This window comes from Claveliimonas bilis (assembly GCF_030296775.1).
Taxonomy (GTDB): domain Bacteria; phylum Bacillota; class Clostridia; order Lachnospirales; family Lachnospiraceae; genus Claveliimonas; species Claveliimonas bilis.
The window spans coordinates 1,935,218-1,960,426 of sequence record NZ_AP027742.1; the positions used below are offsets into that span (position 1 = coordinate 1,935,218).

Annotated in this window: 21 protein-coding genes and 1 pseudogene; 2 read left to right on the forward strand and 20 right to left on the reverse strand. The window is 44.7% G+C overall.

Annotated features, from left to right (window positions below; genetic code table 11):
* Nucleotides 1-2: 2 nt before the first annotated feature.
* The 10 genes from R2J37_RS09565 to plsX all read right to left on the reverse strand — a co-directional run bounded on the left by R2J37_RS09565 (nucleotide 3) and on the right by plsX (nucleotide 12,400).
* A complete protein-coding gene (locus R2J37_RS09565) occupies nucleotides 3-893 on the reverse strand; it encodes a substrate-binding domain-containing protein (protein ID WP_316264748.1) in 891 nt (296 codons plus the stop codon).
* Nucleotides 894-1,071: 178 nt separating this feature from the next.
* A complete protein-coding gene (locus R2J37_RS09570) occupies nucleotides 1,072-2,271 on the reverse strand; it encodes an NADP-dependent isocitrate dehydrogenase (RefSeq protein ID WP_230105980.1) in 1,200 nt (399 codons plus the stop codon).
* Nucleotides 2,272-2,339: 68 nt separating this feature from the next.
* Nucleotides 2,340-2,993: a GntR family transcriptional regulator gene (locus R2J37_RS09575; protein WP_230105979.1), complete on the reverse strand. Its 654-nt coding sequence runs from the start codon at nucleotides 2,991-2,993 to the stop codon at nucleotides 2,340-2,342.
* 2 nt (nucleotides 2,994-2,995) lie between these two features.
* Nucleotides 2,996-4,399 carry a hydroxymethylglutaryl-CoA lyase-like TIM-barrel protein gene (locus R2J37_RS09580; protein ID WP_230105978.1) on the reverse strand — a complete coding sequence of 468 codons (1,404 nt, stop codon included), beginning with the start codon at nucleotides 4,397-4,399 and terminating at the stop codon, nucleotides 2,996-2,998.
* A gap of 169 nt (nucleotides 4,400-4,568) precedes the next feature.
* Nucleotides 4,569-5,789, reverse strand: a complete 1,221-nt coding sequence (ilvA, locus tag R2J37_RS09585; RefSeq protein WP_230105977.1) for a threonine ammonia-lyase — start codon at nucleotides 5,787-5,789, stop codon at nucleotides 4,569-4,571.
* Nucleotides 5,790-5,808: 19 nt separating this feature from the next.
* Entirely contained in the window at nucleotides 5,809-6,747 is a 939-nt protein-coding gene (gene ftsY / locus R2J37_RS09590) for a signal recognition particle-docking protein FtsY (RefSeq protein WP_230105976.1), read from the reverse strand.
* 20 nt (nucleotides 6,748-6,767) lie between these two features.
* Nucleotides 6,768-10,352: a chromosome segregation protein SMC gene (gene smc / locus R2J37_RS09595; protein ID WP_316264750.1), complete on the reverse strand. Its 3,585-nt coding sequence runs from the start codon at nucleotides 10,350-10,352 to the stop codon at nucleotides 6,768-6,770.
* Between the two features lie 7 nt (nucleotides 10,353-10,359).
* Nucleotides 10,360-11,064 (reverse strand): ribonuclease III, encoded by a 705-nt coding sequence (gene rnc / locus R2J37_RS09600; protein ID WP_230105974.1) that lies wholly within the window; start codon nucleotides 11,062-11,064, stop codon nucleotides 10,360-10,362.
* Nucleotides 11,065-11,116: 52 nt separating this feature from the next.
* Nucleotides 11,117-11,347 (reverse strand): acyl carrier protein, encoded by a 231-nt coding sequence (acpP, locus tag R2J37_RS09605; RefSeq protein ID WP_230105973.1) that lies wholly within the window; start codon nucleotides 11,345-11,347, stop codon nucleotides 11,117-11,119.
* A gap of 30 nt (nucleotides 11,348-11,377) precedes the next feature.
* Nucleotides 11,378-12,400, reverse strand: coding sequence for a phosphate acyltransferase PlsX (plsX, locus tag R2J37_RS09610; RefSeq protein WP_316264753.1), 1,023 nt, complete (start codon nucleotides 12,398-12,400; stop codon nucleotides 11,378-11,380).
* 183 nt (nucleotides 12,401-12,583) lie between these two features.
* Here plsX and R2J37_RS09615 point away from each other — a divergent pair, with 183 nt between their 5' ends.
* Nucleotides 12,584-13,099, forward strand: a complete 516-nt coding sequence (locus tag R2J37_RS09615; protein WP_316264755.1) for an FKBP-type peptidyl-prolyl cis-trans isomerase — start codon at nucleotides 12,584-12,586, stop codon at nucleotides 13,097-13,099.
* A 20-nt stretch (nucleotides 13,100-13,119) separates the two neighbouring features.
* On the opposite strand, the gene pfkB is transcribed toward R2J37_RS09615, so the two are convergent.
* From pfkB to mgtE, 6 genes are all read right to left on the reverse strand, one after another.
* Nucleotides 13,120-14,034, reverse strand: a complete 915-nt coding sequence (pfkB, locus tag R2J37_RS09620) for a 1-phosphofructokinase (protein WP_316264757.1) — start codon at nucleotides 14,032-14,034, stop codon at nucleotides 13,120-13,122.
* A gap of 175 nt (nucleotides 14,035-14,209) precedes the next feature.
* Complete coding sequence (rpmF, locus tag R2J37_RS09625; protein WP_005332600.1) at nucleotides 14,210-14,389, reverse strand: 50S ribosomal protein L32; 180 nt, start codon at nucleotides 14,387-14,389, stop codon at nucleotides 14,210-14,212.
* A 3-nt stretch (nucleotides 14,390-14,392) separates the two neighbouring features.
* On the reverse strand, nucleotides 14,393-14,920 hold the full coding sequence (locus tag R2J37_RS09630; RefSeq protein ID WP_230105969.1) for a YceD family protein: 528 nt from the start codon (nucleotides 14,918-14,920) through the stop codon (nucleotides 14,393-14,395).
* Nucleotides 14,921-14,964: 44 nt separating this feature from the next.
* A complete protein-coding gene (locus tag R2J37_RS09635; RefSeq protein WP_316264764.1) occupies nucleotides 14,965-16,170 on the reverse strand; it encodes an acetate kinase in 1,206 nt (401 codons plus the stop codon).
* Nucleotides 16,171-16,215: 45 nt separating this feature from the next.
* Nucleotides 16,216-17,211 carry a phosphate acetyltransferase gene (gene pta, locus R2J37_RS09640; protein WP_230105967.1) on the reverse strand — a complete coding sequence of 332 codons (996 nt, stop codon included), beginning with the start codon at nucleotides 17,209-17,211 and terminating at the stop codon, nucleotides 16,216-16,218.
* 133 nt (nucleotides 17,212-17,344) lie between these two features.
* The gene (gene mgtE, locus R2J37_RS09645) at nucleotides 17,345-18,682 is read right to left on the reverse strand and encodes a magnesium transporter (protein WP_416386686.1); all 1,338 of its coding nucleotides are present in this window, start codon (nucleotides 18,680-18,682) and stop codon (nucleotides 17,345-17,347) included.
* A gap of 139 nt (nucleotides 18,683-18,821) precedes the next feature.
* Here mgtE and R2J37_RS09650 point away from each other — a divergent pair, with 139 nt between their 5' ends.
* A complete protein-coding gene (locus tag R2J37_RS09650) occupies nucleotides 18,822-20,105 on the forward strand; it encodes a nucleotidyltransferase (RefSeq protein ID WP_230105965.1) in 1,284 nt (427 codons plus the stop codon).
* 43 nt (nucleotides 20,106-20,148) lie between these two features.
* Here the strand turns inward: R2J37_RS09650 and R2J37_RS09655 are convergent.
* The 4 genes and pseudogenes from R2J37_RS09655 to polA all read right to left on the reverse strand — a co-directional run bounded on the left by R2J37_RS09655 (nucleotide 20,149) and on the right by polA (nucleotide 25,111).
* Nucleotides 20,149-21,006: pseudogene (locus R2J37_RS09655) on the reverse strand (DegV family protein).
* Nucleotides 21,007-21,035: 29 nt separating this feature from the next.
* A complete protein-coding gene (locus R2J37_RS09660) occupies nucleotides 21,036-21,833 on the reverse strand; it encodes an MBL fold metallo-hydrolase (protein ID WP_230105963.1) in 798 nt (265 codons plus the stop codon).
* 46 nt (nucleotides 21,834-21,879) lie between these two features.
* A complete protein-coding gene (gene coaE, locus R2J37_RS09665; RefSeq protein WP_230105962.1) occupies nucleotides 21,880-22,485 on the reverse strand; it encodes a dephospho-CoA kinase in 606 nt (201 codons plus the stop codon).
* A gap of 13 nt (nucleotides 22,486-22,498) precedes the next feature.
* A complete protein-coding gene (polA, locus tag R2J37_RS09670) occupies nucleotides 22,499-25,111 on the reverse strand; it encodes a DNA polymerase I (protein WP_316264766.1) in 2,613 nt (870 codons plus the stop codon).
* Nucleotides 25,112-25,209 lie beyond the last annotated feature (98 nt).

The window sequence follows — 25,209 nt, forward strand, 5'->3', positions numbered from 1 at the left end:
CTCTATTCTTGTGTATTTTCCCATTTACTGATCTTCCCAGTGTAAATTTTCTCCACTGTATCCATTGAAATATCTTCTGTCGGATTTTCTTCATTTACGATTACACGGATCCCGTCTTTTGCAACTGCTTCTGCTTCTAATACTTCTGTCTCATATTGATACAGCTGCCGGGATACCATAGCAATATCACATTTTCCTGTCAGTACATCTGTAATTCCTTTTGAAGAATCTGATACTTCCACCTCAATCTGTGCATTGGAATTTTCTTTCTCATAGTCATCTGCCAACTGCTCTATCACCGGTGCCAGAGTTGTGGAGCCGTGTATTTTTAAAGTACCGGATGCCTGATTAGATAAAAAGACTTCTTTACCTCCTATGGGCACAAAAAACTCTGATACGGTTTCCTGTCCCTTCCCCGTCACATAGTTTATAAAATCTGTTTCCAGATCCTTGTCTTCACTTGTGTGGGCAAGATAAAGCGTTCGTGTAAGCGGATAGCTGTCTTCTTCAATAGTTTCATCCTCTGCTTTTTGTCCATCTATCGTAATTTCTTTTGCTCCATCCCCTTCCTGAAGATCCGTACTGTAAGTGACATAGCCGATACCATTCTTTTCTCCTGCAACAGCACGGAGCATATCTTCTCCGGATGTCTCTGTCTGCGCAGATTCTGTGATCTCATCCTGGTCATCTACCCCTTCTATATTCAGACCAAGTGCCTCTGCAAAGCTGCTTCTGGTACCTGATCCATTCTCCCTCGTTATCGGAATCACTTCGCCCATTTCCTGCCATTTTGACGAATCAGATGAACCGGATCCAGACGTACTTCCACATCCTCCTATCACTCCGGCAATGCAGGCAGCCGCCAAAAAGTATACTACATTCTTTCGTTTCATGATTTCCCTGTCCTTCTTTACTTATATTCCATTTTATTATAAAGGAGTTATGTAAAAATAGTTTTCATCTTTTTGTTAAATTTATGTAAAAATACCCGGGGTTTTGCGCAGTTTTACCCACCACTAAAAGCAATCTGGGACGTAACAAAGTTAAACTTTGTTACGTCCCAGATTGCTTTTATGCCAGCTTCTCGGCAATTGCTTTAATGAAGTTTTCGCTGTTGAGTACAGTCGGATTTTCTATTGTTGTAATGAGTGCCAGGTCTTTTGTCATTTTGCCTTCCTCGATCGTATCGATAGTGGCTTTTTCCAATTTATCTGCAAAATCCTGAAGTTCTTTATTTCCGTCCAGTTCACCTCTCTTGCGAAGCGCTCCTGTCCATGCAAAGATAGTTGCCACAGAATTTGTAGAAGTTTCCTCACCTTTCAGGTGCTTATAGTAATGACGCTGTACTGTTCCATGTGCTGCCTCGTACTCATAATAGCCTTCCGGGGATACGAGAACAGAGGTCATCATAGCAAGGGAACCAAATGCAGAAGATACCATATCGCTCATGACATCACCGTCATAGTTTTTGCAGGCCCAGATATAGCCGCCTTCTGATTTCATTACACGTGCCACAGCATCATCGATCAGAGTGTAGAAATATTCAATGCCTTCTTCCTTGAATTTTGATTCAAATTCTTTCTCATAAATTTCCTGAAAAATATCTTTAAATGTATGGTCATATTTTTTGGAAATTGTATCTTTTGTCGCAAACCAGAGATCCTGATGAGTGTCCAGCGCATAACTAAAACAGCTCCTTGCAAAACTTGCGATAGAATCATCGATATTGTGCATTCCCTGTACAATACCTGCACCGGTAAAGTTATGTACAAGCTCTCTTGTCTCGCTTCCATCTTCTGCTGTATACACAAGCTCTACTTTTCCGGCTCCCGGAATCTTCATCTCTGCCCCTTTATAGACGTCACCATAAGCATGTCTTGCGATGGTGATCGGTTTCTTCCAATTTTTCACACAGGGTTCAATCCCCTTTACAACAATAGGTGCTCTGAATACAGTGCCGTCCAGGATTGCACGAATGGTTCCGTTAGGACTTTTCCACATTTCCTTCAGATCATATTCCTTCATACGCGCTGCATTAGGTGTGATTGTCGCACACTTTACGGCAACTTTATATTTTTTTGTCGCGTTGGCAGAATCCACAGTCACCTGATCATTTGTTTCATTGCGGTGCTCAAGACCCAGATCATAATACTCGGTGTTCAGTTCAATAAATGGTTCCAAAAGATTCTCCTTGATCATTTTCCAGAGAATCCTTGTCATCTCATCTCCATCCATCTCTACAATAGGGGTGGTCATTTTGATTTTTTCCATTTTTTGTATTCTCCTTTTCTTCTTTCTGGTTTACATTTGCTTTCCCATCTCCACTGCTCTTCTGTCAGCTATTCTTCAATATGAAGATTTTCCATCGCTTTCATTACATGAGCATTGGCAAGTCTTTCTGCCTGATCTTCGTCTTTCCCTTTGATGGCTTCCAGAATGGCCCTGTGCTCCTCGATAGATTTTTCTGCACGTTCCCTGGATTCCACGGAATGTGTACGGGCCATTTGTACATATTTGTGAAAATCAGATAATACATGTTCCAGTATACGACTATTGGAAGCCTCATACAAGACCTTGTGAAATTTTCCGTCCAGTTCAGATACCTGCACTGCCTTCTCTTCATTTTTCCGTTTCAAATGAAATTCTGACAGAAGGATAACTTCTTCCAGCTCTCCAATCTGTTCCGGCGTAATATATCTTGTCGCCCACCTGGCACACATCCCTTCCAGCATGGAACGGATCTTATAAATATCATGCACATCTTTTTTGGAAATCCCTGTCACATAAGCACCTTTATTTGGAACAATCGTTACAAGTCCTTCCAGTTCCAGCTGGCGGAGCGCCTCCCGGACCGGAGTTCTGCTGACCCCCAGCTCTTCGCCTATGGTAGTCTCGCGCAGCTCATCGTGTTCCTTGTAAACTCCTGATAAAATGTCATTTCTAAGCCTTCGGAACACTCTCCCCCTAAGAGACTGATCCTGATATTCCTCCATCTTTATTCCTCCTGTGCAGTCAGAGTAGTTCCTGTCTTCCGGCATGCATCATCAATTACCTTCAAAAGTTCTTCGTCTGTCAATACAGTAACACGGCCGCTTTCATATTCCTGATCCACCCATGTTTTTACCATAGCCACAACTTCTGAATTTTTATCTACCTGCTTTGCCTCCGGCAAGTGGAAATATGTATTGATCCAGTGGGCGATTCCTGCCAGTCCGGATGTATTGGATACTGCCACAAGAGGCGGACGGTTCAGGAATTTATCTGTATCAAACACATTATAGATCTCTTCATTTTTCAGAAGTCCGTCTGCATGGATCCCGGCTCGGGTTACATTAAAATTTTTCCCTACAAAAGGTGTTCGGGAAGGAATGTGGTAACCGATTTCCTTCTCATAATATTCAGCAAGCTCAGTGATCACTGTCGTGTCCATACCATCCAGTGTTCCTCTAAGCTGGGCATATTCAAATACCATTGCCTCCAGAGGCGTATTGCCGGTTCTCTCCCCGATTCCAAAGAGAGAACAGTTGACTGCACTTGCTCCGTACAGCCACGCTGTAGAAGAATTGCTGACTGCCTTATAAAAGTCATTGTGCCCGTGAAATTCAATCAGTTCACTGGGTACCCCTGCATGAACTCTAAGTCCGTAGATAATGCCCGGGATCGATCTTGGAATCACAGCCCCCGGGTAATTCACTCCATATCCCATGGTATCACAGACTCTGATCTTGACCGGAATCTGATACTCTTCCATCAGATTCATAAGTTCCAGACAAAACGGGATCACAAATCCATAAATGTCTGATCTGGTAATGTCCTCTAAATGGCACCTGGGACTGACTCCTGTCTCCAGACATTCTCTTATGACAGAAAGATAGTGCTCCATCGCCTGCTTTCTTGTCATTTTCAGCTTGTAAAAAATGTGATAATCCGAACAGCTTACAAGGATTCCCGTTTCTTTCATGCCGATTTCCTTTACCAGCTCAAAATCTTTCTTACTGGCCCGGATCCAGCTTGTGATCTCCGGAAATTTGTATCCTTTTTCCATACACTGATACACGGCATCTCTGTCCTTCTTACTGTACAAAAAGAACTCACACTGCCGGATCTTTCCGTTTGGGCCTCCCAGTCTGTGAAAATAATCGTAAATATCTACAATCTGTTTTGTACTGTAAGGCGCCCGGGACTGCTGTCCGTCCCGGAAGGTTGTATCTGTGATCCAGATCTCTTCCGGCATACTGTGGGGCACAATCCTGTCATTAAATGCAATTTTCGGTATCTCATCATAATGGAACAGATTTCTGAACACATTGGGTTTCTCCACATCTACAAGGGGATACATGTGCTCTTCCAGCTGTAGCAAATTCGTATGTCTGTCCAAATAAACCTTCCTGTCTTCCATTTTTCATCTCTCCTCCAGAATATTCTTGTATAATTGTATACAATCATACATTTAAAGTCAAGCAAAAACACTCTGAAGTAACAAAATCTTCCTGATTTCTTGTCACTTCAGAGTGCTCTCTTATATGCTGCGGCCTGGATGTAGGCTCCTGCACCCAGGCTTTTGCCACTTAATATAATTTTGCTCCAATCTCCTTCGGACTGTATCCTACATCTTCCAGCGCTTTGATAATCTCACGCTTATGTTCTGTACCAAAAGCCTCTAATGTGATACGAAGTTCTACTGCGGCATTACGGTTTGTGCTGACAAACTGATTATGCTCCAATTTAATAACATTTCCCTGGGCATTTGCAACGGCTGTCGCCACATTCACCAGTTCTCCCGGCTTATCCGGAAGCAGAACAGAGATAGAGAAAATTCTGTCTCTCTGGATAAGTCCATGCTGGACGATAGAGGACATAGTAATCACATCCATGTTACCGCCGCTCAAAACAGACACCGCCTTTTTGTTCTTAAGATCCATTTTCTTTAAGGCTGCAACTGTGAGCAGGCCGGAATTTTCCACGATCATCTTATGATTTTCCACCATATCGAGAAATGCGCCGATCAGCTCATCGTCCTCTACTGTAATGATGTCATCTACATTTTCCTGTATATATGGAAATACTTTTTCTCCCACACGCTTAACAGCCGTGCCATCTGCAATAGTATTAGCGCTTGGCAGCGTTACCGGCTCACCTGCTTCCAGCGCCGCCTTCAGGCTTGCTGCAGCTGCAGGCTCAACGCCGATCACTTTGATCTTGGGATTCAGCATTTTTGCAAGAGTAGATACACCAGTGATGAGTCCGCCCCCGCCTACAGGTACCAGAATATAATCTACTGTAGGAAGTTCCTGGATGATCTCCATAGCAATCGTCCCCTGTCCTGTTGCTACTTCAAGATCATCGAACGGATGAACGAATGTCAGTCCTTCTTCCTCTGCCAACTTCAGTGCATATGCGCAGGCATCATCATAGACATCCCCATGGAGTACCACCTCTGCGCCATAACTCTTGGTCCGGTTTACCTTGATAAGCGGCGTTACTGTCGGCATTACAATGGTTGCCCTGCAGCCGAATTTCTGTGCTGCAAAAGCAACACCCTGTGCGTGATTTCCGGCAGAAGCTGTAATCAGGCCCCTCTCTCTTTCCTCTTCCGACATTGTACTGATCTTATAATAAGCACCTCTCACTTTATAAGCCCCGGTATACTGCATATTTTCCGGCTTCAGGTAAATCCTGCCGCCTGTCTGCCGGCTTAAATACTCGCTGTACACCAGCTCTGTAGGAAGAGTTACCTTTTTTACCAGTTCGCTTGCCTGCTCAAAATTTTCCAGTGTCAGTTTTTCCATTTTTCTCTCCTGCCTTTCTTTATTCATTGTCATTTGGTGATGCAAAAAGCGCGTCTACAAAAGTATCAGCGTCAAATTTCTGAAGATCCTCAATCGTTTCTCCCACTCCGATATATTTTACAGGGATACCAAGCTCCGCCTGAATAGCCACTGCAATGCCGCCTTTGGCAGTGCCGTCCATTTTTGTGAGAATAATTCCGGTAATATCAGCTACTTCTTTGAACTCTCTGGCCTGCTGAAGTGCATTCTGTCCGGTCGTGGCGTCCAGAACCACCAAAGTCTCACGAAATGCTTCCGGATATTCCCGATCTACAATGCGGTTCATCTTGCGCAGCTCTTCCATCAGATTTTTCTTGTTGTGAAGCCGTCCTGCCGTATCGCAAAGAAGCACATCCGCATGTCTTGCCTTCGCTGCCTGAACAGCGTCATAGACAACTGCCGCCGGATCAGATCCTTCCTGGCCTCCGATCAGCTCTGCCTGGGCACGGTTTGCCCATTCTTTCAGCTGTTCTCCAGCCGCTGCACGAAAAGTATCGGCGGCAGCCAGCACAACTTTCTTATTCTGTGCCCGGAGCTTTCCTGCCAGTTTTCCTATGGTAGTGGTCTTTCCCACTCCATTAACTCCTACCACCATAACTACGGAAGTCTTTTCCTCAAACTCATAGGCAGTCTCTCCTACATCCATCTGTTCCTTAATACTGTCAATTAAAATCTGTCGGCATTCCTGCGGTTCTTTAATGTGGCGCTCTTTAACTTTGGCTCGCAGATCATCCAGAATTTCTTCTGTGGCCTGTACGCCCAGATCACCCATAATCAGAACTTCCTCTAATTCTTCATAGAAATCCTCATCAATATGGGAAAAGCCATGAAATATACTGTCCATCCCGGATACGATATTTTCTCTTGTCTTGGCAAGCCCGGATACCAGCCGTTTAAAAAATCCCTTTTCCTCTGCCATTTCTTTCCTCCTTTTCCCTTTTATCCCGCCTTATGCTGTTTCTCCATCTCTGCCAGCTCATTTTCAAGAAGACTGACTGAAACCATAGTAGAGACGCCCTTTTCCTGCATGGTGATTCCATACAGACGGTCCGCTGCTGTCATTGTTCCACGGCGGTGGGTAATCACAATAAACTGTGTATTCTTTGTCAGCTTATGAAGATATTTTGCAAATCGGGTCACGTTAGAATCATCCAGCGCTGCTTCAATTTCATCCAACAGGCAGAAGGGTGACGGTTTCAGATTCTGTATTGCAAACAGAAGCGAAATTGCCGTCAGAGCCTTTTCCCCTCCCGATAACTGCATCATATTTTGCAGCTTCTTGCCCGGCGGTTGTGCAATGATCTTAATTCCCGCCTCCAGAATATCTTCATCTTCCATCAATTCCAGCGTACCTTTCCCTCCGCCAAACAGCTCTTTAAATACTTTATCAAACTCTGCGGCAATCCTGCCGAACTGTTCGGTAAACTGTCTGCGCATTGCCTCATCCAGCTCTGCAATGATCTTTTCTAAGGTTGCTTCTGCTGTCGTCAGATCATCGTGCTGGCCTTTGAGAAATTCGTACCGCTCTGATACATTTTTGTAATCCTCGATCGCGTTGACATTAACAGAACCAAGTGCACGGATCTCATTTTTCAGCGTCTGTATCCTCTTTTTCATAAAGGCAAGATCTGTCAGATTCTTATCTCTAAGTTCCAGTGCATGATTGTAGGTGATTTCATATTCTTCCCACATATAATTGATCTGTCTCTCTGAAGACTGTTCATAATCTTCCTTTCGGCTTTCCAGACGGAAAATTTCTTTATCCAGGTCTGACATATGTCTGGAAAGTTCTTCCCTTTTGCTAAGAAAGGTCTTATGCTGTCTGTTCAGCTCATCCCTTTGGAGGACATCCGCTCGTATCTGTTCTTCAATTTCTTCAAAAAGTTCTTTGGAATCTTCTATTGTTTTACGGATATCTGCAATCTGCTCTTCCTTTTCCCGAATTTCTCTGGACGTATCTTCCTTACTCTCGCCAAGTCCGCTTTTCTCTTCTTCGAACTTTGCAATTTCCTCCTGAATACGTTCAATATTTTCCAGTATAAATGTATTTTTCTGTTCCAGAGAGGCATATGCCAGATGTACTTCCTCCGAGATTTTCTGGCACCTTGTCTCTTCTTCCTTTACTGCTTCAAGCTGTTCCTGTGCTTTTTCCGTTTTTCTTGTAAGCTCCTCTTCCAGACTGGTAGACGTATCCAGTTCTACCGTAATAGACTCCTGATTATTGCTGATATCTGTAATCTGCTGATCCAGTTCGTCTGTTTCCCGCCGGACGCTCTCCGAAGTCTCTCTAAGTATCCGGATTCGGTTTTCTGCCTGATCCAGATTCATCTTTTCTGTATTTTCAATCACATAAGCCTTCTGAAGCTTCTGCTGGATTTCATCTACAGCTGCATAACAGACTGCTCTTTCTTTTCGCAGTGCCTCGCAGTACTGTTCCATTTCCTCCATTTCCTTTTTCAGCTGCTTCACGGTTTTTTCAAATTCTTCAATCTCCCGGCGCCTGCTCAAAAGATTGCTGGAATTCCGGAACGCCCCTCCTGTCATGGACCCTCCCGGACTTAAAAGTTCCCCTTCTGTCGTAACAAGCCTAAGACTCTGATGATATTTTCTTGCAATGGCGATCCCATGATCAATAGTATCCACCACGATAGTCCTTCCAAGCAGATGGTCTGCAATTCCCCGGTACTTTTCTTCCACCTGTACAAGGCTGCTGGCAAGTCCGATCACTCCCGGTTCTTTCAATGCCTCAGGCCGTGAAAATCTCTGTCCTGAACTGACGCTGGTCAGAGGGAGGAATGTTGCCCGTCCAAACCGGTTTTTCTTTAAAAAGGCAATCATTTTCTTGGCAGTTTCCTCACTGTCAGTGACAATATTCTGAATACTGCCTCCAAGTGCAGTCTCAACCGCCACTTCATATGCCTTTTCTACTTTAATAATATCCGCTACCACCCCAAGAAGTCCCTGTTCCTGTTCCTTATGCTCCATAACCTTGCGGATGCTGTTTCCATACCCATCATACCGCTCGGTAATATTTTTCAGAGATTCCAGGCGTGACTCCTCACGGTGATAGGCGGTCTGCCCGATCCGGAGTTTCTCTGTCTGCCCGGCAAGCTCTTTTTGCAGTATTTCAATCCGCTGCTCATGTCCCCTGCTCTCTTCCTCAAGAGTCCTGATATGGTCGGAGATTTCTTTTAACTTCTCTTCATGCTCCTTCTTATTCTGTATCTGGAGCGCCGCTTCGCTTTCTGATGAGATGAGCCGCTTGTGCATCTGGGATTTCTGCACCTGGATCTGTTCCATCATCGTATCATAGCGCTGTATTTTCGCCCGGGTTGAAGCGCGGTTATTCAGAATCTCTATAATATCGTTTTTATTCTTTTCAATTTCATCGGTAAGAGCGGCAATCCTGCTCTGTACATGTATCAGTGCTTGCCCTGCCTCTTCCTCTGATTTTCTTTTTTCCTTCAGCTCTCCGGAAATTGCGTCCTTTTCCCGCTGAAACTCTTCCAGCTGGCGGGTTCTTTCCCCTATTTCAATCTGAATAGCATGAAAACGCTGGCCGTAATGTTCATCTGACATTTTTGCACTGTTGATCTGTTCTTTCAGAAGCTCGATCTGGTTTTCCAGCTGCTGTTTCAGAAGATTTGTTTCATTCAGCTGGCCTTTTGATTTTTCAATCGCCGCATCAATCTCATCTACCTGCTTTTCAATCGCCTCGTATTCCTCTTTCATATCATCGTACGAAGTTCCGGCCACCTTAAGCTCTTCTTTTGCAGTGTCTAAATTTTGCTGGATCTGCTGAATCTGCTCTTTCAGTCGTTCTGTCTCCAGCAGAAACATGTTGATATCAAATGTTTTCAGCTCTTCCTTTTTATTCAGATATTCCCTGGCTGTTTCCGACTGACGCTTCAAAGGTCCGATCTGCTTTTCCAATTCCGCAAGAATATCATTCACCCGGAGAAGGTTTGCCCTTTCATCCTCCAGCTTTTTGACCGACATATTTTTCCGCCTTTTAAATTTGACAATCCCGGCCGCTTCATCAAAAAGTTCTCTTCGCTCCTCCGGTTTTCCGCTTAAGATCTTGTCAATCTGTCCCTGTCCGATAATGGAATAGCCTTCTTTTCCAATCCCGGTATCATAAAAAAGCTCATTGATATCTTTCAGCCGGCATGTCGATCCGTTCAGAAGATATTCGCTTTCTCCGGAACGATACAGTTTTCTTGTAACCGTCACTTCCTCAAAATCAACAGCAAGCTGATGATCTGAATTATCTAAAGTGATGGCAACTGAAGCATAGCTTAGCGGTTTACGGTTCTCTGTCCCGGAAAAGATCACATCCTGCATGTTTCCGCCACGCAGCTGCTTTACGCGCTGCTCGCCAAGCACCCAGCGCACTGCGTCAGCCACATTGCTCTTTCCGCTGCCGTTTGGCCCTACAATACCTGTAATCCCATTATGAAAATCGAATACAATCTTATTGGCAAAGGACTTAAATCCCTGCACTTCAATGCTCTTTAAATACATGTAACACCTACTTTATATTCTTCTTATGCAGCATAAGGATCGTCTGGTAGGCCGCCTCCTGTTCCGCCGCCTTCTTGGCCCTTCCTTTTCCCTGGCCGAATGCCTGCTCTCCTATATACACCATGACCCGGAATGATTTATCATGATCCGGACCTTCTTCTCCCAGCAATCGGTATTCCACAGGATCCTGAAAATTAGCCTGCACGATTTCCTGCAGGATAGTCTTGCTATCATAAAAGAGTTTTTTATGCTCCAGATCATTTAAAACAACCCGATGGATAAACTCTTTTGCATTAGCAAAACCACCATCCATATAAATTGCGCCTATAAGAGCCTCCAGAGCATCCGATGTAATCGAATCTCTCTTCCTTCCTCCGGTGGCGTCCTCTCCTTTGCCCAGCAAAAGATAATCTCCCAGACCGATCTGACGTGCGCAGAACGCCAGAGCCTGTTCACAGACCATGCTGGCTCTTGTTTTAGTCAGCTCGCCTTCCGGCATCTTCTTATCCTCATGAAACAAAAATTCACTTGATACAAGTTCCAGGACCGCATCACCCAGAAATTCCAGCCTCTCGTTACACTCATATTTCTGAAGATGATTTTCATTGGCATAGGAGCTATGTATCATTGCCTGCCGAAGGATCTGCGGATCTTGAAAATGGTATTTAATTTTTTCCTGCAATTCTTTCAATTCTTTTACTTTATGATTCATATTTTTCCTCATAAAAGGAAAAAGCCCAAACCTGGGCTTTTCCTTTTTCCGCCTAGTTAGTTGCGTTTTTAATCTGCTCTACTGCATCCCCTACAGTTACGATCTTCTCTGCATCATCGTTGTCGATCTCGATATCAAATGCTTCTTCAATTCCCATAATAATCTGGAAAATATCCAGGGAATCCGCTCCCAGATCATCTACAAAGGTAGACTCCATTGTAATTTCATCTTTGTTTACGTTCAGAACATCTGAAACGATTTCCTGTAATTTTTCAAATTCCATAGCTTTCATCTCCTTTTTGTTGCTTAATATCTATTCATCGGACCCCTGATCCGCCTGAATACACTCCTGAATCTTTTCGTTGATTCGCTGTTCCTTGAAGGTAAGGCATTGAATGATCGAATTGGAAACCTCTTTTGCCGTAGAACTTCCATGTGTCTTCACCACAAGACCTTTCAGCCCAAGCAGTGGCGCCCCGCCATATTCGCTTGTATCAAATCCTTTCAACGTCTCTTTCAGAGCCGGTTTTACAAGCAGCGCGCCGATCTTGCTTCTCAGACTTGTCATCATCCCCTCTTTTACCTTGCTGATGAGCACTGCGCCTACTCCTTCAAAAAGCTTCAGAATAATATTCCCTGCAAATGCTTCACATACAATGACATCTGCCTGTCCATGAGGAATTTCCCTTGCCTCAATACTTCCGGTAAAGTTAATCCCATCTGCCTCTTTCAGAAGCGGAAATGTTTCTTTGACAAGTGCATTTCCCTTCTCTTCCTCAGCTCCAATGTTCACAATTGCCACTTTGGGATTTCTTACTCCCATAACGTGTTCCATATAAATAGAACCCATCTTGGCAAACTGTACCAGATGTGAGGGTCTTGCATCTACATTGGCTCCACAGTCAATCAGAAGAGACACCCCTTTCTCTGTAGGGATCAACGGCGCCAGCGGAGGTCTTTCCACTCCTTTGATCCTGCCGACAATGGTCTGTCCTCCTACAAGCACAGCACCGGAGCTTCCTGCAGAAACAAAGGCGTCTGCCTCTCCGTTTTTTACCATCTTCATTCCCACTACGATTGAGGAATCTTTCTTTTTGCGGATCGCGTTCACCGGCGGTTCCGCAGTCTCTATCACTTCTGAAGCATGGACAATTTCTATCTGCTGAGAACTGTAAGTATATTTTTCCAGCTCTTTCTTTATGACATCTTCCTGTCCTACCAGAAATACTTTGATAGATTTTTCTCTTCCAACTGCATCAACTGCACCTTTTACCATTTCTTCCGGGGCATTATCCCCTCCCATGGCATCCAGTGCTATTTTTGTCAATTCTGCCATTTTTATCTCCTCCAACGCTACTAGAATCATTCTACTAGACATTGTAATAAAAATCAATATTGTTTTTCTTCTCTTCCGTCAAAGCACCTCGCCTTTGTCCTCTGACAATTTTCCGGGATTTCACATTTGCGCCACACTTTTTCTGTATAATATCAGCAGAAAAAACAAAGGAGTACTACAGACATGAAAAAAGAAAACCGGAAAATGGCTCAGGAACGAAGAGCCCGCGAACGTGCAAGAAAAGCCCACAGGGCACGTGTAAAAAATATTCTCAAAATCGCTGTCCCCATACTGGCCATTGTGATTTTGGCCGCTGTCATCATATGGGATGCGCTCCGGTCAGAAAATGATGATTCTTCTTCAGATACCCAGCAGTCAGAAAACCAGCAGACCGAAGAGCAGTCTGAAACTTACCAGACGGATACTTCTTTGACTGTTGAAGATGGGGACACTGTCAATATTGACTACGTCGGCACTGTGGACGGCGTTGAATTTGAAGGGGGAAGCACAGACGGAAACGGAACAGATCTGGTGATCGGTTCCGGCGACTATATTGACGATTTTGAAGATCAGCTGATCGGCTCCCATCCCGGGGATACGGTAGAAGTACAGGTAACCTTCCCGGATGATTACGGCAATGAGGAGCTAAATGGAAAAGACGCCGTTTTTACTGTTACAGTAAACGGAATCTATGAATAACGCTCTCTCGGCGCCGGCCATCAGGCCGGCGTCATTTCTTTTGCAGGAAGGGCGTAAATTTCTTCTTTTTTTGCCAGCCAGCTTGTAAAAGCGGTCGCGCTTCCGGCAGCAACGCCCAGTTCAAGCGCTTTTTCATAATCTCCTGTCTGCAGATACCCTGCCAGAAATCCGGCAACCATGGAATCTCCGGCGCCAACAGAGTTTACCACTCTTCCCTTCGGGGCGTTCCTCTGATAAATCTCTCCTGATCCTGTCGCCAGAACTGCCCCCTCTGCATCCATAGAAACCAGTACATTGACCGCCCCCATTTCCTGGAGCAATCTGGCATGTCTAATAATTTCTTCCTGTGTTTTCAGTTCTTTTCCAAACATTTCTTCCAGTTCGTGATGATTTGGCTTTATAAGAAATGGCTTATATTTCAGAACATCCATCAAAAGCTCTTTTTCTGCATCCACAATACAATGGACACCCTTTTTGTACAGTCTTTCTATGATCCTCTCATACACATCACGGGGCACTGATCCTGGAATGCTGCCGGCAAGGACCAGCCAGTCTCCCCTCTGAAGAATATCCAGTTTTTGGTAGAGCTTTTCCATATCCTGACCTGTGATCGTCGGACCCTGTCCGTTAATCTCTGTCTCTTCCCCGGCATTCAGCTTTACATTGATTCTTGTCTGTCCCTCTTTCACCTCTATGAAGTCCGGAGGACAGCCGTGATACTTCAGCATATCCTGCAGGCTTCTCCCGGTAAATCCCGCTGAAAATCCCAGGATCCGGCTCTCGTATCCCAAGTGGGAAAGCATAACCGAAACATTGATTCCTTTTCCTCCCGGATAAATATGCTCGCTGGCTGCCCGGTTCACCGTCCCCGGGATAAATTTGTCCAATCCGACCACATAATCCAGGGAAGGATTAAATGTCACCGTATAAATCATCTCTCTTACCTCCTTAAGGAACTCCCGCGCCGAGCGCGGTCGCTTTAGCGGCAAATTTCCATTTGCGCGAGTGCGCATCCCGCGGAGCGTTTTATTTAACAGGAAACTTCGTTTCCTGTTAAATGAAAAAGGAGATCCTGAAACAACAGAATCTCCTTACTTCCAATTTCTCCAATTAATCCTGAGCAATGATCTCCTTCTTATTGTAAGATCCGCATGCTTTGCACACTCTATGAGGCATCATCAGTTCGCCGCATTTGCTGCATTTTACCAGATTTGGTGCGCTCATTTTCCAGTTTGCTCTTCTTTTATCTCTTCTAGCTTTGGATGATTTATTCTTTGGACAGATGGACATACTTTACACCTCCTTAAACTTGCTGAATATATCGCTAAAGGCTGCCATTCGCGGGTCTAATACCTGTCTGTCACAGCCACATTCACCATGATTCAGATTAGCACCACAATTGCTGCAGATTCCTTTACAGTCCTCTTGGCACAGCACTCGAATCGGCCAGTTGATCAGAAGCTCGTTTTGTATCAGCGTGTCTGTATTGATGCACATTTCTTCCAGGAAATTGTATTCCTCATCTGATCCCTTCCGCTCTTCTTCCGTAAGCTTCATATCCGCTTCCCGCTCAAAATTGAGTTCGAACACATAGGGGACATCTTCCAGACATCTGTCACATGGAATGATAGTTCTCACTTTTGCACTTCCTGTAATCCGGATTACTTTCTTTCCCAGATTCGTGATTTCCAATTGTATCGGCTCCAATTCCTGAAGCTTATACGGATTCCCGAATATTCGGATATCTTCCAGTTCAAGATGCGCTTCCCGGCGAATGGTCTTCCCATCCTGTTCCAGGAGTTTCGTTAATTCTATCAGCATGACGTTCTCCTAACCACACTTTTTAAAGTATATCTTTTCTGTTCTTATTTGTCAAGGCTTTTCTGTACGAGTTCTACTGTTTCTTCACAGATCGCAATTTCCTCATTTGTAGGAATGACACAAGCCATAATCTTGGATTCCGGTTTGGTAATGATCATTTCCTTGCCGCGGCAGTTATTTGCCTCATCATCAAATACCAGTCCCATATATCCGAAAGCTTCACAGATTGTCTTACGCAGCGGAATTGCGTTTTCTCCCAGACCTGCTGTAAATGTGATCACATCTACTCCGCCCATAGCTGCAATATAGGAGCCGATATATTTGATAATACGGTAAGCATATGCTTCCAGACAGTTGATGGCATCCTGATTTCCTTCTTCTGCAGCTGCAGCCACGTCACGATAATCGCTGGAGATTCCTGTCATTCCAAGCATACCGGATTTCTTATTTAAAATGTTCAGTACTTCGGATACGGAAAGGTTTTCCTTGTTGCAAAGGTACTCAACAAAAGCAGGATCAATATCTCCGGAACGTGTTCCCATGATCACACCTTCCAAAGGTGTCAGTCCCATGGATGTATCCACACATTTGCCGTCTTTTACTGCGGACAAAGATGCTCCGTTGCCCATGTGGCATACGATGATCTTAAGATCCTTGATATCTTTTCCAAGAAAATCTGCTGTTCTCTTGGAAACATATTTGTGAGAAGTTCCATGGAAGCCGTATTTACGGATCGCATATTTCTCATAATATTCTTTCGGGATTCCATACATATAAGCTTTTGGCGGCATTGTCTGATGAAATGCGGTGTCAAATACAGCCACATTAGGAACGCCCGACATCAGCTTCATACATGCATTGATTCCCATAAGGTTTGCAGGATTGTGAAGAGGTCCAAGATCCGCGCACTCTTCAATAACCTTGATCACTTCCTCGTCGATAATAACAGAATTTGTGATCTTCATTCCTCCGTGAAGTACACGGTGACCGATGGCATCAATTTCACTTAATGATTTTACAACGCCGGATTTTTCATTTACAAGAGCGTCCAGCACCATCTGGATCGCTGTTGTATGATCCGGCATTGCTGCCTCTGTTACTTCTTTTTCTCCTCCCTTTGGCTCATACACAAGGCGTCCGTCAATTCCGATACGTTCGCAGATTCCTTTTGCCATAACATCTCTGTTATCATAGTTAATAAGCTGAAATTTCAGAGAAGAACTTCCACAGTTTACTACTAATACATTCATTTCTTTTTCCTCCGGAATTATTATTTTTATCCTGTTTTCCTCGTCTTATTGATTCTGTGCCTGTACTGCTGTAATCGCAACCACACCCACAATATCATCAGCAGAGCATCCGCGGGAAAGGTCATTAACCGGCGCTGCAATTCCCTGTGTCATTGGTCCGTATGCTTCTGCCTTTGCAAGTCTCTGCACTAATTTATAGCCGATATTTCCGGCATCAAGATCAGGGAAGATCAATACGTTGGCATGTCCTGCCACTTTGCTGCCCGGAGCTTTGGATTCTCCTACACTCGGAACAATTGCAGCATCCAGCTGAAGTTCTCCGTCAAGCTCAAGATCCGGATTTGCCTCTTTTGCGATTCGCACTGCCTCTGTCACCTTATCAACATCTGCATGTTTTGCGCTTCCTTTGGAAGAATGACTAAGGAGTGCAACTTTTGGCTCTTTTCCCACCAGCATGCGGAAAGATTCTGCAGAAGACTCTGCAATAGCAGCCAGCTCTTCCGGCGTTGGATTCTGGTTCAGCCCGCAGTCACCGAATACAAATACTCCGTCCTCTCCAAACTCACAGTCCGGAACGCACATAACAAAGAAAGCAGATACCAGCTTTGTTCCCGGTTTTGTTTTAAGAATCTGCAGACACGGCCGCAGGGTATCTGCTGTAGAATGGCATGCTCCGGAAACCATTCCGTCTGCATCCTGCATTTTTACCATCATAACGCCGTAGTACAGATAATTTGTCAGAAGGATTTCTCTTGCCTGTTCCTCTGTCATTCCTTTTTTCTGACGAAGTTCTACAAGTTTTGCAATATAGCTTTCTGTTTTCTCACTTTTTGCAGGATCTACGATCTTTGCTCCGCTGATATCGAAGTTTCCTTTATTCTTTGCAACTTCCTCTTCGCTCCCGACAATGACAACATCTGCAATTCCCTCTTTTAATACAGCCTGTGCAGCTTCATAAGTACGGATATCCTCGGATTCCGGAAGCACAATTGTCTTTTTGTCGGCTTTTGCCTTTGCTTTGATTTCATCTATAAATCCCATGATTTAAAGACTCCTTTCCATTTTTTCTCACTATTTTTATTATAATACAAAGAGACCTTACAAACAAGGTCTCTTTTGGGAATCAAATGTCTCTTTTTCCGTACAATTTCAGCCTTTTGCAGCTGTCTGGCAGCTATATTTTAAACACAGCGCTGACAATAGCAAAATAAACAGTAACTGTGCTGATATCCACCAGCGTGGAGATCAGAGGCGTCGCCATGATCGCCGGATCCAGACCGACTTTTTTTGCCACAAGCGGTAACGTACAACCGACAATTTTAGCTAAAATAATCGTGCACGCCATCGTCATACCAATAGTAAGCGCCACCAGGATATCTCCCTGCCCCATAATAAGAATGCGTATGCCGTTTACCGTAGATAAGATCAAACTGATCAAAACTGCAACACGAACTTCTTTAAAGATCACTTTAAACAGATCTCCGAACTCGATTTCTCCTACAGCCAGTCCTCGTATCATCAAAGTTGAACTCTGTGATCCGCAGTTTCCACCAGTTCCCATCAGCATAGGAATGAAGCCTGCCAACTGCGGCATCACAGCCAGGGCGCTCTCATAGTGATTCATGATCATCTGCGTCACCGTTGCAGAAAGCATCAGGAACAAAAGCCAGGGGAGACGGCTTTTCACATGCTCCAGTACTGTTGTACCGAAATAGGACTCATCATTGGGACTGACACCGGCCATGATGCTGATGTCCTCTGTCGTTTCCTCCTGCAGGACTTCCATTGCGTCGTCTACTGTTACAATACCAACCATGCACATCTCATGATCTACGATTGGAAGGGCAATCAGTCCGTATTTCGTAATGATGTTGGCAACATCTTCCTGGTCGTCTGTAGTATGGGCGTAGAGCATATTAGTATCCATGATCTCTTCAATCGTCTTGGACTCACTGGTCGTCAAAAGTTCCTTGACATCCACAACACCGATCAGCTTTCTTTTTTCTGTGACATAGCAAGTGTATATCGTCTCTTTATTCAATCCCACCTGCCGTATCTTCAAAATGGACTCTGCCACCGTCATCTCTCTTCTAAGCGCAATATACTCTACATTCATTACGCTTCCGGCACTGTCCTCCGGATATTGAAGAAGCTGGTTGATCTGCTGACGCTTCTCTTCATCTGTTGCCATCAAAAGACGGTCTACTACATTGGCCGGCATCTCCTCCAGGACGTCAACGGTATCATCCAGATACATTTCTTCCATAACTTCTTCCAGCTCGGAATCTGTCAGGCCATTGATAAGCATTTCTCTTAAGTCGCTGTCCATATAGGTAAAAGTTTCTGCCGCCTCTTCCTTGGCCAGAAGCCGGAATACCATCACCAGCTGTTTCTGGTTGAAATCTTCCATCAGATCCGCCAGATCCACCGGATACATATTATTTTCCAGCTCTTCTTTAAGCTCCTTAAACCGACGCTCCTCCAGCATTTCGAGGATACGTTCTTCTGTCAGCTCTTCCCGCTCTTCGTATTCCTTTTCATACATTTCTTTTTCTTCCATTGAAACGTACCCTCCTTTCCTCTTTTGTCCGTTGCCGGAAATATTCTAATATAGTATAATCAATTCCAGAAAGATATACAAGGAGATTTTCATGAAAATTGTCGGATTAATCACAGAATATAACCCCTTTCACAATGGACATTTGTACCATCTGCAAAAGACAAAAGAAATTACCGGAGCCGACGCTGTTATTGCCGTTATGAGCGGAAATTATGTGCAAAGAGGTGCACCGGCCATTATGCCGAAACATATCCGAGCCGAGGTTGCTCTGGAAGCAGGCGTCCCCCTTGTTTTGGAACTCCCGGTATGTTATGCCTGCGGCAGTGCAGAATATTTTGCTGAAGGCGCTATCTCCATTTTGGAAAAACTGGGCTGCATTGATGCCATCTGCTTCGGAAGCGAGTGTGGTGATCTCAACATTCTGGAGAGGATTGCTTCCATTACCGCTGACGAACCTGCCGAATACCGCGCCTTTCTTCAGGAGGAATTGAAAAATGGGCTTTCTTATCCCAAAGCCAGACAAAATGCCCTGAAACGTTATACAAAAGATGAAGAAATTGATCTTATCCTGTCTGAACCCAACAATATCCTTGGCATTGAATACATCAAAGCGCTGATGCGCCGCAAAAGCGGTATGGCGGTTTATACCATCAAACGCCGCGTATCCGGCTATCACGATGAGGAGCTTTCTGAAAATTACAGCTCCGCCTCCGCTATCCGCCGGCTTTTGTGGCACGCCAGCAACGCCATCCATCTGGAAGGAGAACGGCTGTATGATGAGCCCCCTCTTTCCGATGCCCTGACCCGCCTGGAAGGCCAGGTCCCTTCCGCCTGTATTCGCATGCTGGAGGAAACACATCGGACAAGATATCCTGTATACGCCAATGATTTTTCTCTTCTTTTGAAGTATCAGCTGATGTGTGAAACAAAAGAAAGCCTGACACAGTATGCAGATGTCACCCCGGATCTTGCCAACCGGATCTTAAACAGACTGAATGATTTTGTCACTTTCGATCAATTCTGTGATCTTCTCAAAACAAGAGAGGTCACTTATACAAGAATCAGCAGAGCCCTGTTCCACATTCTTCTTCATATAAAAAAGGAAGATATGGAACTGTACCGGCACCATGACGACTGCGGCTATGCCCGCATTCTTGGCTTCCGCAAAGACGCTGCTCCTCTTCTGAAACATTTAAAAAGACATACCGAGATCCCCCTCATCACAAAGCTGACGCAGCAGGAAAATCTTGATATGTCCGCAAAAAAAATGCTGGAAAATGAAATTTTCGCATCTAATCTTTACGAATCTGTCATAACCGAAAAATTCCGTCTTCCATTTATTCATGAATATCAGCAGCAGCTTGTTCTCATATAAGCTGCTGCTTTTTACATTTGCCCGTAAAATACTCTCTTCCTGGTTATCGTTCTACCACTCTGGTGCAGGCAACAGCCAAAGATCCGGGACCGATATGGCAGGATACACTCAGCGACAGAGCATCCATGTGGATGTCGTATCCCGGAAAATGCTCTTCCAACTCTCTTTTCCATTGCTCTGCCACTTCCGCTTCACAGGTGTGAGCTGCCTGCAGGCAGACTTTATGCCCTTTAAATCTTTCTGTAATATCTTTTTCCATGGCTTTCATCATAACCTTTTTTGCAGCCTTCATTCCTCTGACTTTGGAAAAAGCATCCAGTTTTTCTCCCTGGATCGTAAGTACCGGCTTTAAGTTGAGCACTGTGCCAAGAGCCGCTGCCGCCGGAGTGATCCTTCCGCCCTTTTTCAGATATTTCAGTGTATCCACTGTAATATAAATGCTGGCTTCCAGCTTTTCCCGCATAAGAACATCATAGATCTCTTTTCCGCTCATTCCGTCCGCCGCCATCTCTAATGCATCCAGAACTGACTGTCTCTGTGTAATAGAAATACGCTGGTTATTTACCACAAAAACTTTTCCATCAAAATCTTACGCCAGCATCATTGCCGTCTGGCAAGAACCGGAAAGACCGCTGGACATAGGAATATATATCACCTCATCCGCTTCCTGCAGGGCTTCCTCCCATAATTCCATCACATCAGCCGGCGCCGGCTGTGAAGTGGAAATATCTGCATCATCTGTCAGCCTCTCATAAAATTCTTTCTGTGTCAGAGTAATATCTTCATAATAGACCTCACCGTCAATATAAAACGGCATAGGAAGTACTCTGATCCCCAGTTCTTTTGCTTCTTTTTGTGTAATACCGCTGTTGCTGTCTGTAATTACCGCCACTTTTCCCATATCATTTTATTCCTCTCAATTTCATAATTTTAAACAGTAACAATATCAGAGACCGCATCCCGTCTGGCTACCATTAAAGGAATGTCTTCTCCCCTGTATGGGTTGTCCCCCACGGTCACTTCAAGCTTCACCGTTTCATAAGCCAGCTCTGCGTAATTATTTTCCTTGCTTAAATGCCCCAAAACGACCTGTTTTAGATTGTCGTGGAGAATATCACACAAAAGTCTTCCGGACACTTCGTTGGATAAATGGCCCTTTTCCCCCATAACCCTTCGTTTCAGTGGATAGGGGTAAGGCCCGACCTCCAGCATATGGATATCATGATTTGCCTCCAAAAGCACAGCGTCCAGTCCTTTCAGATTGTCTACTGTATAATCATCATAAACGCCCAGATCAGTAGCCACAGCCACAGACCGTTTGCCACATGCGATCCGGTATCCGGATGGTTCATAAGCATCATGAGAAATTGCAAACGGATGAATGGTCAGATCTCCCAGAAGAAAATCGGTATCAATTTCAATTTCATGAAGGAGCCCGTCCGGCATCTTCCCCAGGCTTTTGTATTCCCGTATCCCCTTTAGTGTTCCTTTCGTTGCATACACCGGAATACCATATTTACGGCTGAAAACCCCCAGCCCTTGTATATGATCGGAATGTTCATGCGTGATCAAAATGCCAGAGAGCTCTTCACCCTTCATTCCCAGTGTATGTAATCCTTCATCAATCCGTTTTTTGCTGATTCCTGTATCCACAAGCAGGTGGGTATGATCGCTCCCCACATAAATACAGTTTCCGCTGCTTCCGCTTGCTATGCTGCATAATCTCATATTCTCTTCTCCTAATTTTGGTTTTTTGCATCAGTATACGCCAATGCTATCCCTTTTTCAGGCCTAATTGCGTCATAATATCATCAATCTGCTGGCATGCTTCCTCAAAGGAGTTGCAATTATCAATCGCCCGGTCACAATGCTCAAAAAAGACAGATGAGGGAAGCTGGGAAGAAAAGATCCCCTGAATCTTCTTCTCATCATATCCTCTGGATGCGATCAGACGCTTTTTCCTCGTTTCATCATCCGTATAAATGTACCATAGTTCATCGCAAAAAGCATCATAATGGTCTTCAATAAGAAGAGCCGCCTCAAGCACAAACACAGGACTTTCCTTTTTCTCTTCCCGGCGGATCTGTTCTTTTATTTTTTCTTTGACCGCCGGATGGACGATTTCATTAAGGATCCGGAGTTCTGCAGGATTTGAAAAAACAATCCCGGCAAGGCGAGATCGATTCAGCCTGCCTTCCTCGTCCAGGATCCCTTCTCCGAAATGCTCTACAATCCTTTTATAGCATTTCGTTCCCTTTCTCTGCAGGCGCTTTGCCACTTCGTCTGCCTGACAGCAGACCGCTCCATAGGATTCTTTCAGATAATCCAATACAAGACTTTTTCCTGTTCCGATTCCACCGGTAATTCCAATTATTTTCATCTTACTCGCACCTCTATTTTGCCTCATACCAGCTTTTTCCGGTATGCATATCAATTTCCAGCGGTACCGCAAGGGATGCCGCCTGCTCCATTTCTTCCTTCAGTATCTTTTTGACTTCTTCTGCCTCACTCTCCCAGGCTTCCACCAAAAGTTCATCATGCACCTGCAAAACAAGCCGGGATTTCATATTCCCGGATTTCAGCCGGTCATTTACACCGATCATGGCAATTTTCATAATATCCGCCGCCGTTCCCTGGATAGGTGAGTTCATTGCCACCCTCTCTCCAAAGGAACGCTGCATGAAATTGCTGGAAGAAAGTTCCGGCACAGGCCTTCTCCTTCCAAAAAGAGTGACGGCATATCCTTTGTCTTTTGCCTGTTTCACAGCATCATCCAGGAAAATTTTGATTCCCGGATAAGTGTGAAAATATTGTTCTATATACTGTGCCGCTTCTTTCCGCGTAATGCTCAGATCCTGGCTTAACCCAAAAGAGCTGATTCCATATACAATCCCAAAATTGACTGCCTTGGCATTTCTTCTCTGGAGATCCGTCACCTGGTCAAAAGGGGTATGGAATACCTGGGAAGCGGTAATTCTGTGGATATCCTTTTCCTCTCTGTAAGCCTCAATAAGCTGCTTATCCCCCGAACAATGGGCCAGCACTCTAAGTTCAATCTGGGAATAGTCTGCATCCACAAAGACAAATCCCTCTTCCGGAACAAATACTTTCCTTATCAGCCTTCCCAGCTCCATCCGAACCGGAATGTTCTGTAGATTCGGTTCAGTACTGCTGATCCGCCCGGTCGCTGTAATGGTCTGATTAAATTTCCCGTGAATCCTTCCATCTTCCGAGATAAAGGCTGCAAGGCCGTCGGCGTAGGTGGATTTCAGTTTTGCCAGTTGCCTGTATTCCAGGATTTTAGCTACAACAGGATAATCCGGCGCCAGCTTTTCCAGCACATCCGCTGCAGTAGAATATCCGGTTTTTGTCTTCTTTCCGCCTTTAAGTCCCATTTTTTCAAAAAGGATGACTCCAAGCTGTTTCGGAGAATTAATGTTGAACTCTTCTCCCGCCTCCTGCCAGATTTCCTGTTCCAGCCTGCTGATCTGAACTGCAAGTCTGTTTCCGTAATCTTTCAGTTCGTCCGCTTCTACCCGGACTCCATTTTGTTCCATATCAAAAAGCGTAAATACAAGCGGCATTTCTATTTCTTTGAAAAGCTTCCACATTCCCGCCTCTTCCAGCTTATCCTGTAAAGGAGCAGCTGACGCATAGGCGGTATAAGCTTCATAGCATGCTTTCTTTTCATCTTCCATCTTCTCTTCCAAAAGAAGATCCAGCTGTTCTCTTGCCACATCCTCAAATCCATAATCATTTTTAAGAGGATTCAAAAGATATGCTGCAATAATCCCGTCGAAACAATTGTCTTTGACAGATGGCGTAAAATATTTCATTGTTTCTTTCAGATGAAAGACAGACAACGTCTTCGGGCCGGCAGATAATTTTTCCAGTTTCTCCAGGAGTTCCGCTATCTCCATCTTCTCTTCCGGAATACAGTAAATTTCCTTTTCTCCGAAGCAAAGAGCAACTCCTCCAATCCGTGCCTCTCCTGCAAAAAGCGGAAGTGCCTCTGCTGTTCTCCGAAAGACAGCCACACCCAGAGTTTCTGCTTCCGACGCTTCTTCGAGAATGCGTTCCGCCTCCTCGCGGCTTCCGGCAGTCCGGAAGGAATCTTCCACCGCATGGGAAGGGCCTTTCACCTCAAAACGGCTCAAAAGATTTTTGAACTGCAGTTTCTGAAAAAGGGTATATGCCTCTTCCGTGAAAATATTTCCAAGTCTTGCGCTTTCAATATCATAATCCAGCGATGCATCTACACAGATTGCTGCCAGCTTCTTGCTCATCACTGCCATATCCCAGTATTCTACAATAGCTTTGGATGCACGGGGCGGCTTCAGCTCCCCGGCATGCTGGTACGCGTTTTCTATACTGTGGTATTCTGTAATGATCTTCGCCGCAGTTTTCTCCCCAATTCCGGGAACTCCGGGAATATTATCTGAGGTATCTCCCATAAGCGCTTTCATATCAATAAATTCCAGAGGAGTCACCTGATAACGCTCTTTTACATCAGCCGCATAATAGTCCTCCACTTCTGTTCTTCCCTGCTTCGTCTTAGGGATACGGATCTTTACCTTGTCCGTGGCAAGCTGCAGAAGATCCCGATCTCCGCTGATGATGGTCACATCCATGCCTTCGCTCTCACATCGTTTTGAGAGCGTCCCCAGAAGATCATCCGCTTCCAGGCCTTCCTGTTCTATGATCCTGATTCCCATGGACCGGAGGACTTCCTTCATTACAGGGACCTGCTGTCGCAGCTCGTCCGCCATAGGTTTTCTTGTCCCTTTATATTCTTCATACATTTGATGCCGGAAGGTTGGCGCATGTACATCAAAAGCTACCGTAAGATACTCCGGCTTCTCCTCATCCAGCAGTTTTAACATAATGTTAAGGAAACCGTAAATGGCATTCGTATGAAGTCCCTCCGAATTTGTAAGATCCGGAAGGCCAAAAAAGGCTCTGTTCAAAATACTGTGTCCGTCAATCAATACAATTTTTTCCGCCATATTTTTTCTCCATCTTATAAAGCTACTGAATCTACTATACAACAATCTTTCCCATTTTAAAAGAAAAAATTTGTTGAAAAATCTTGTAATTCAAATAT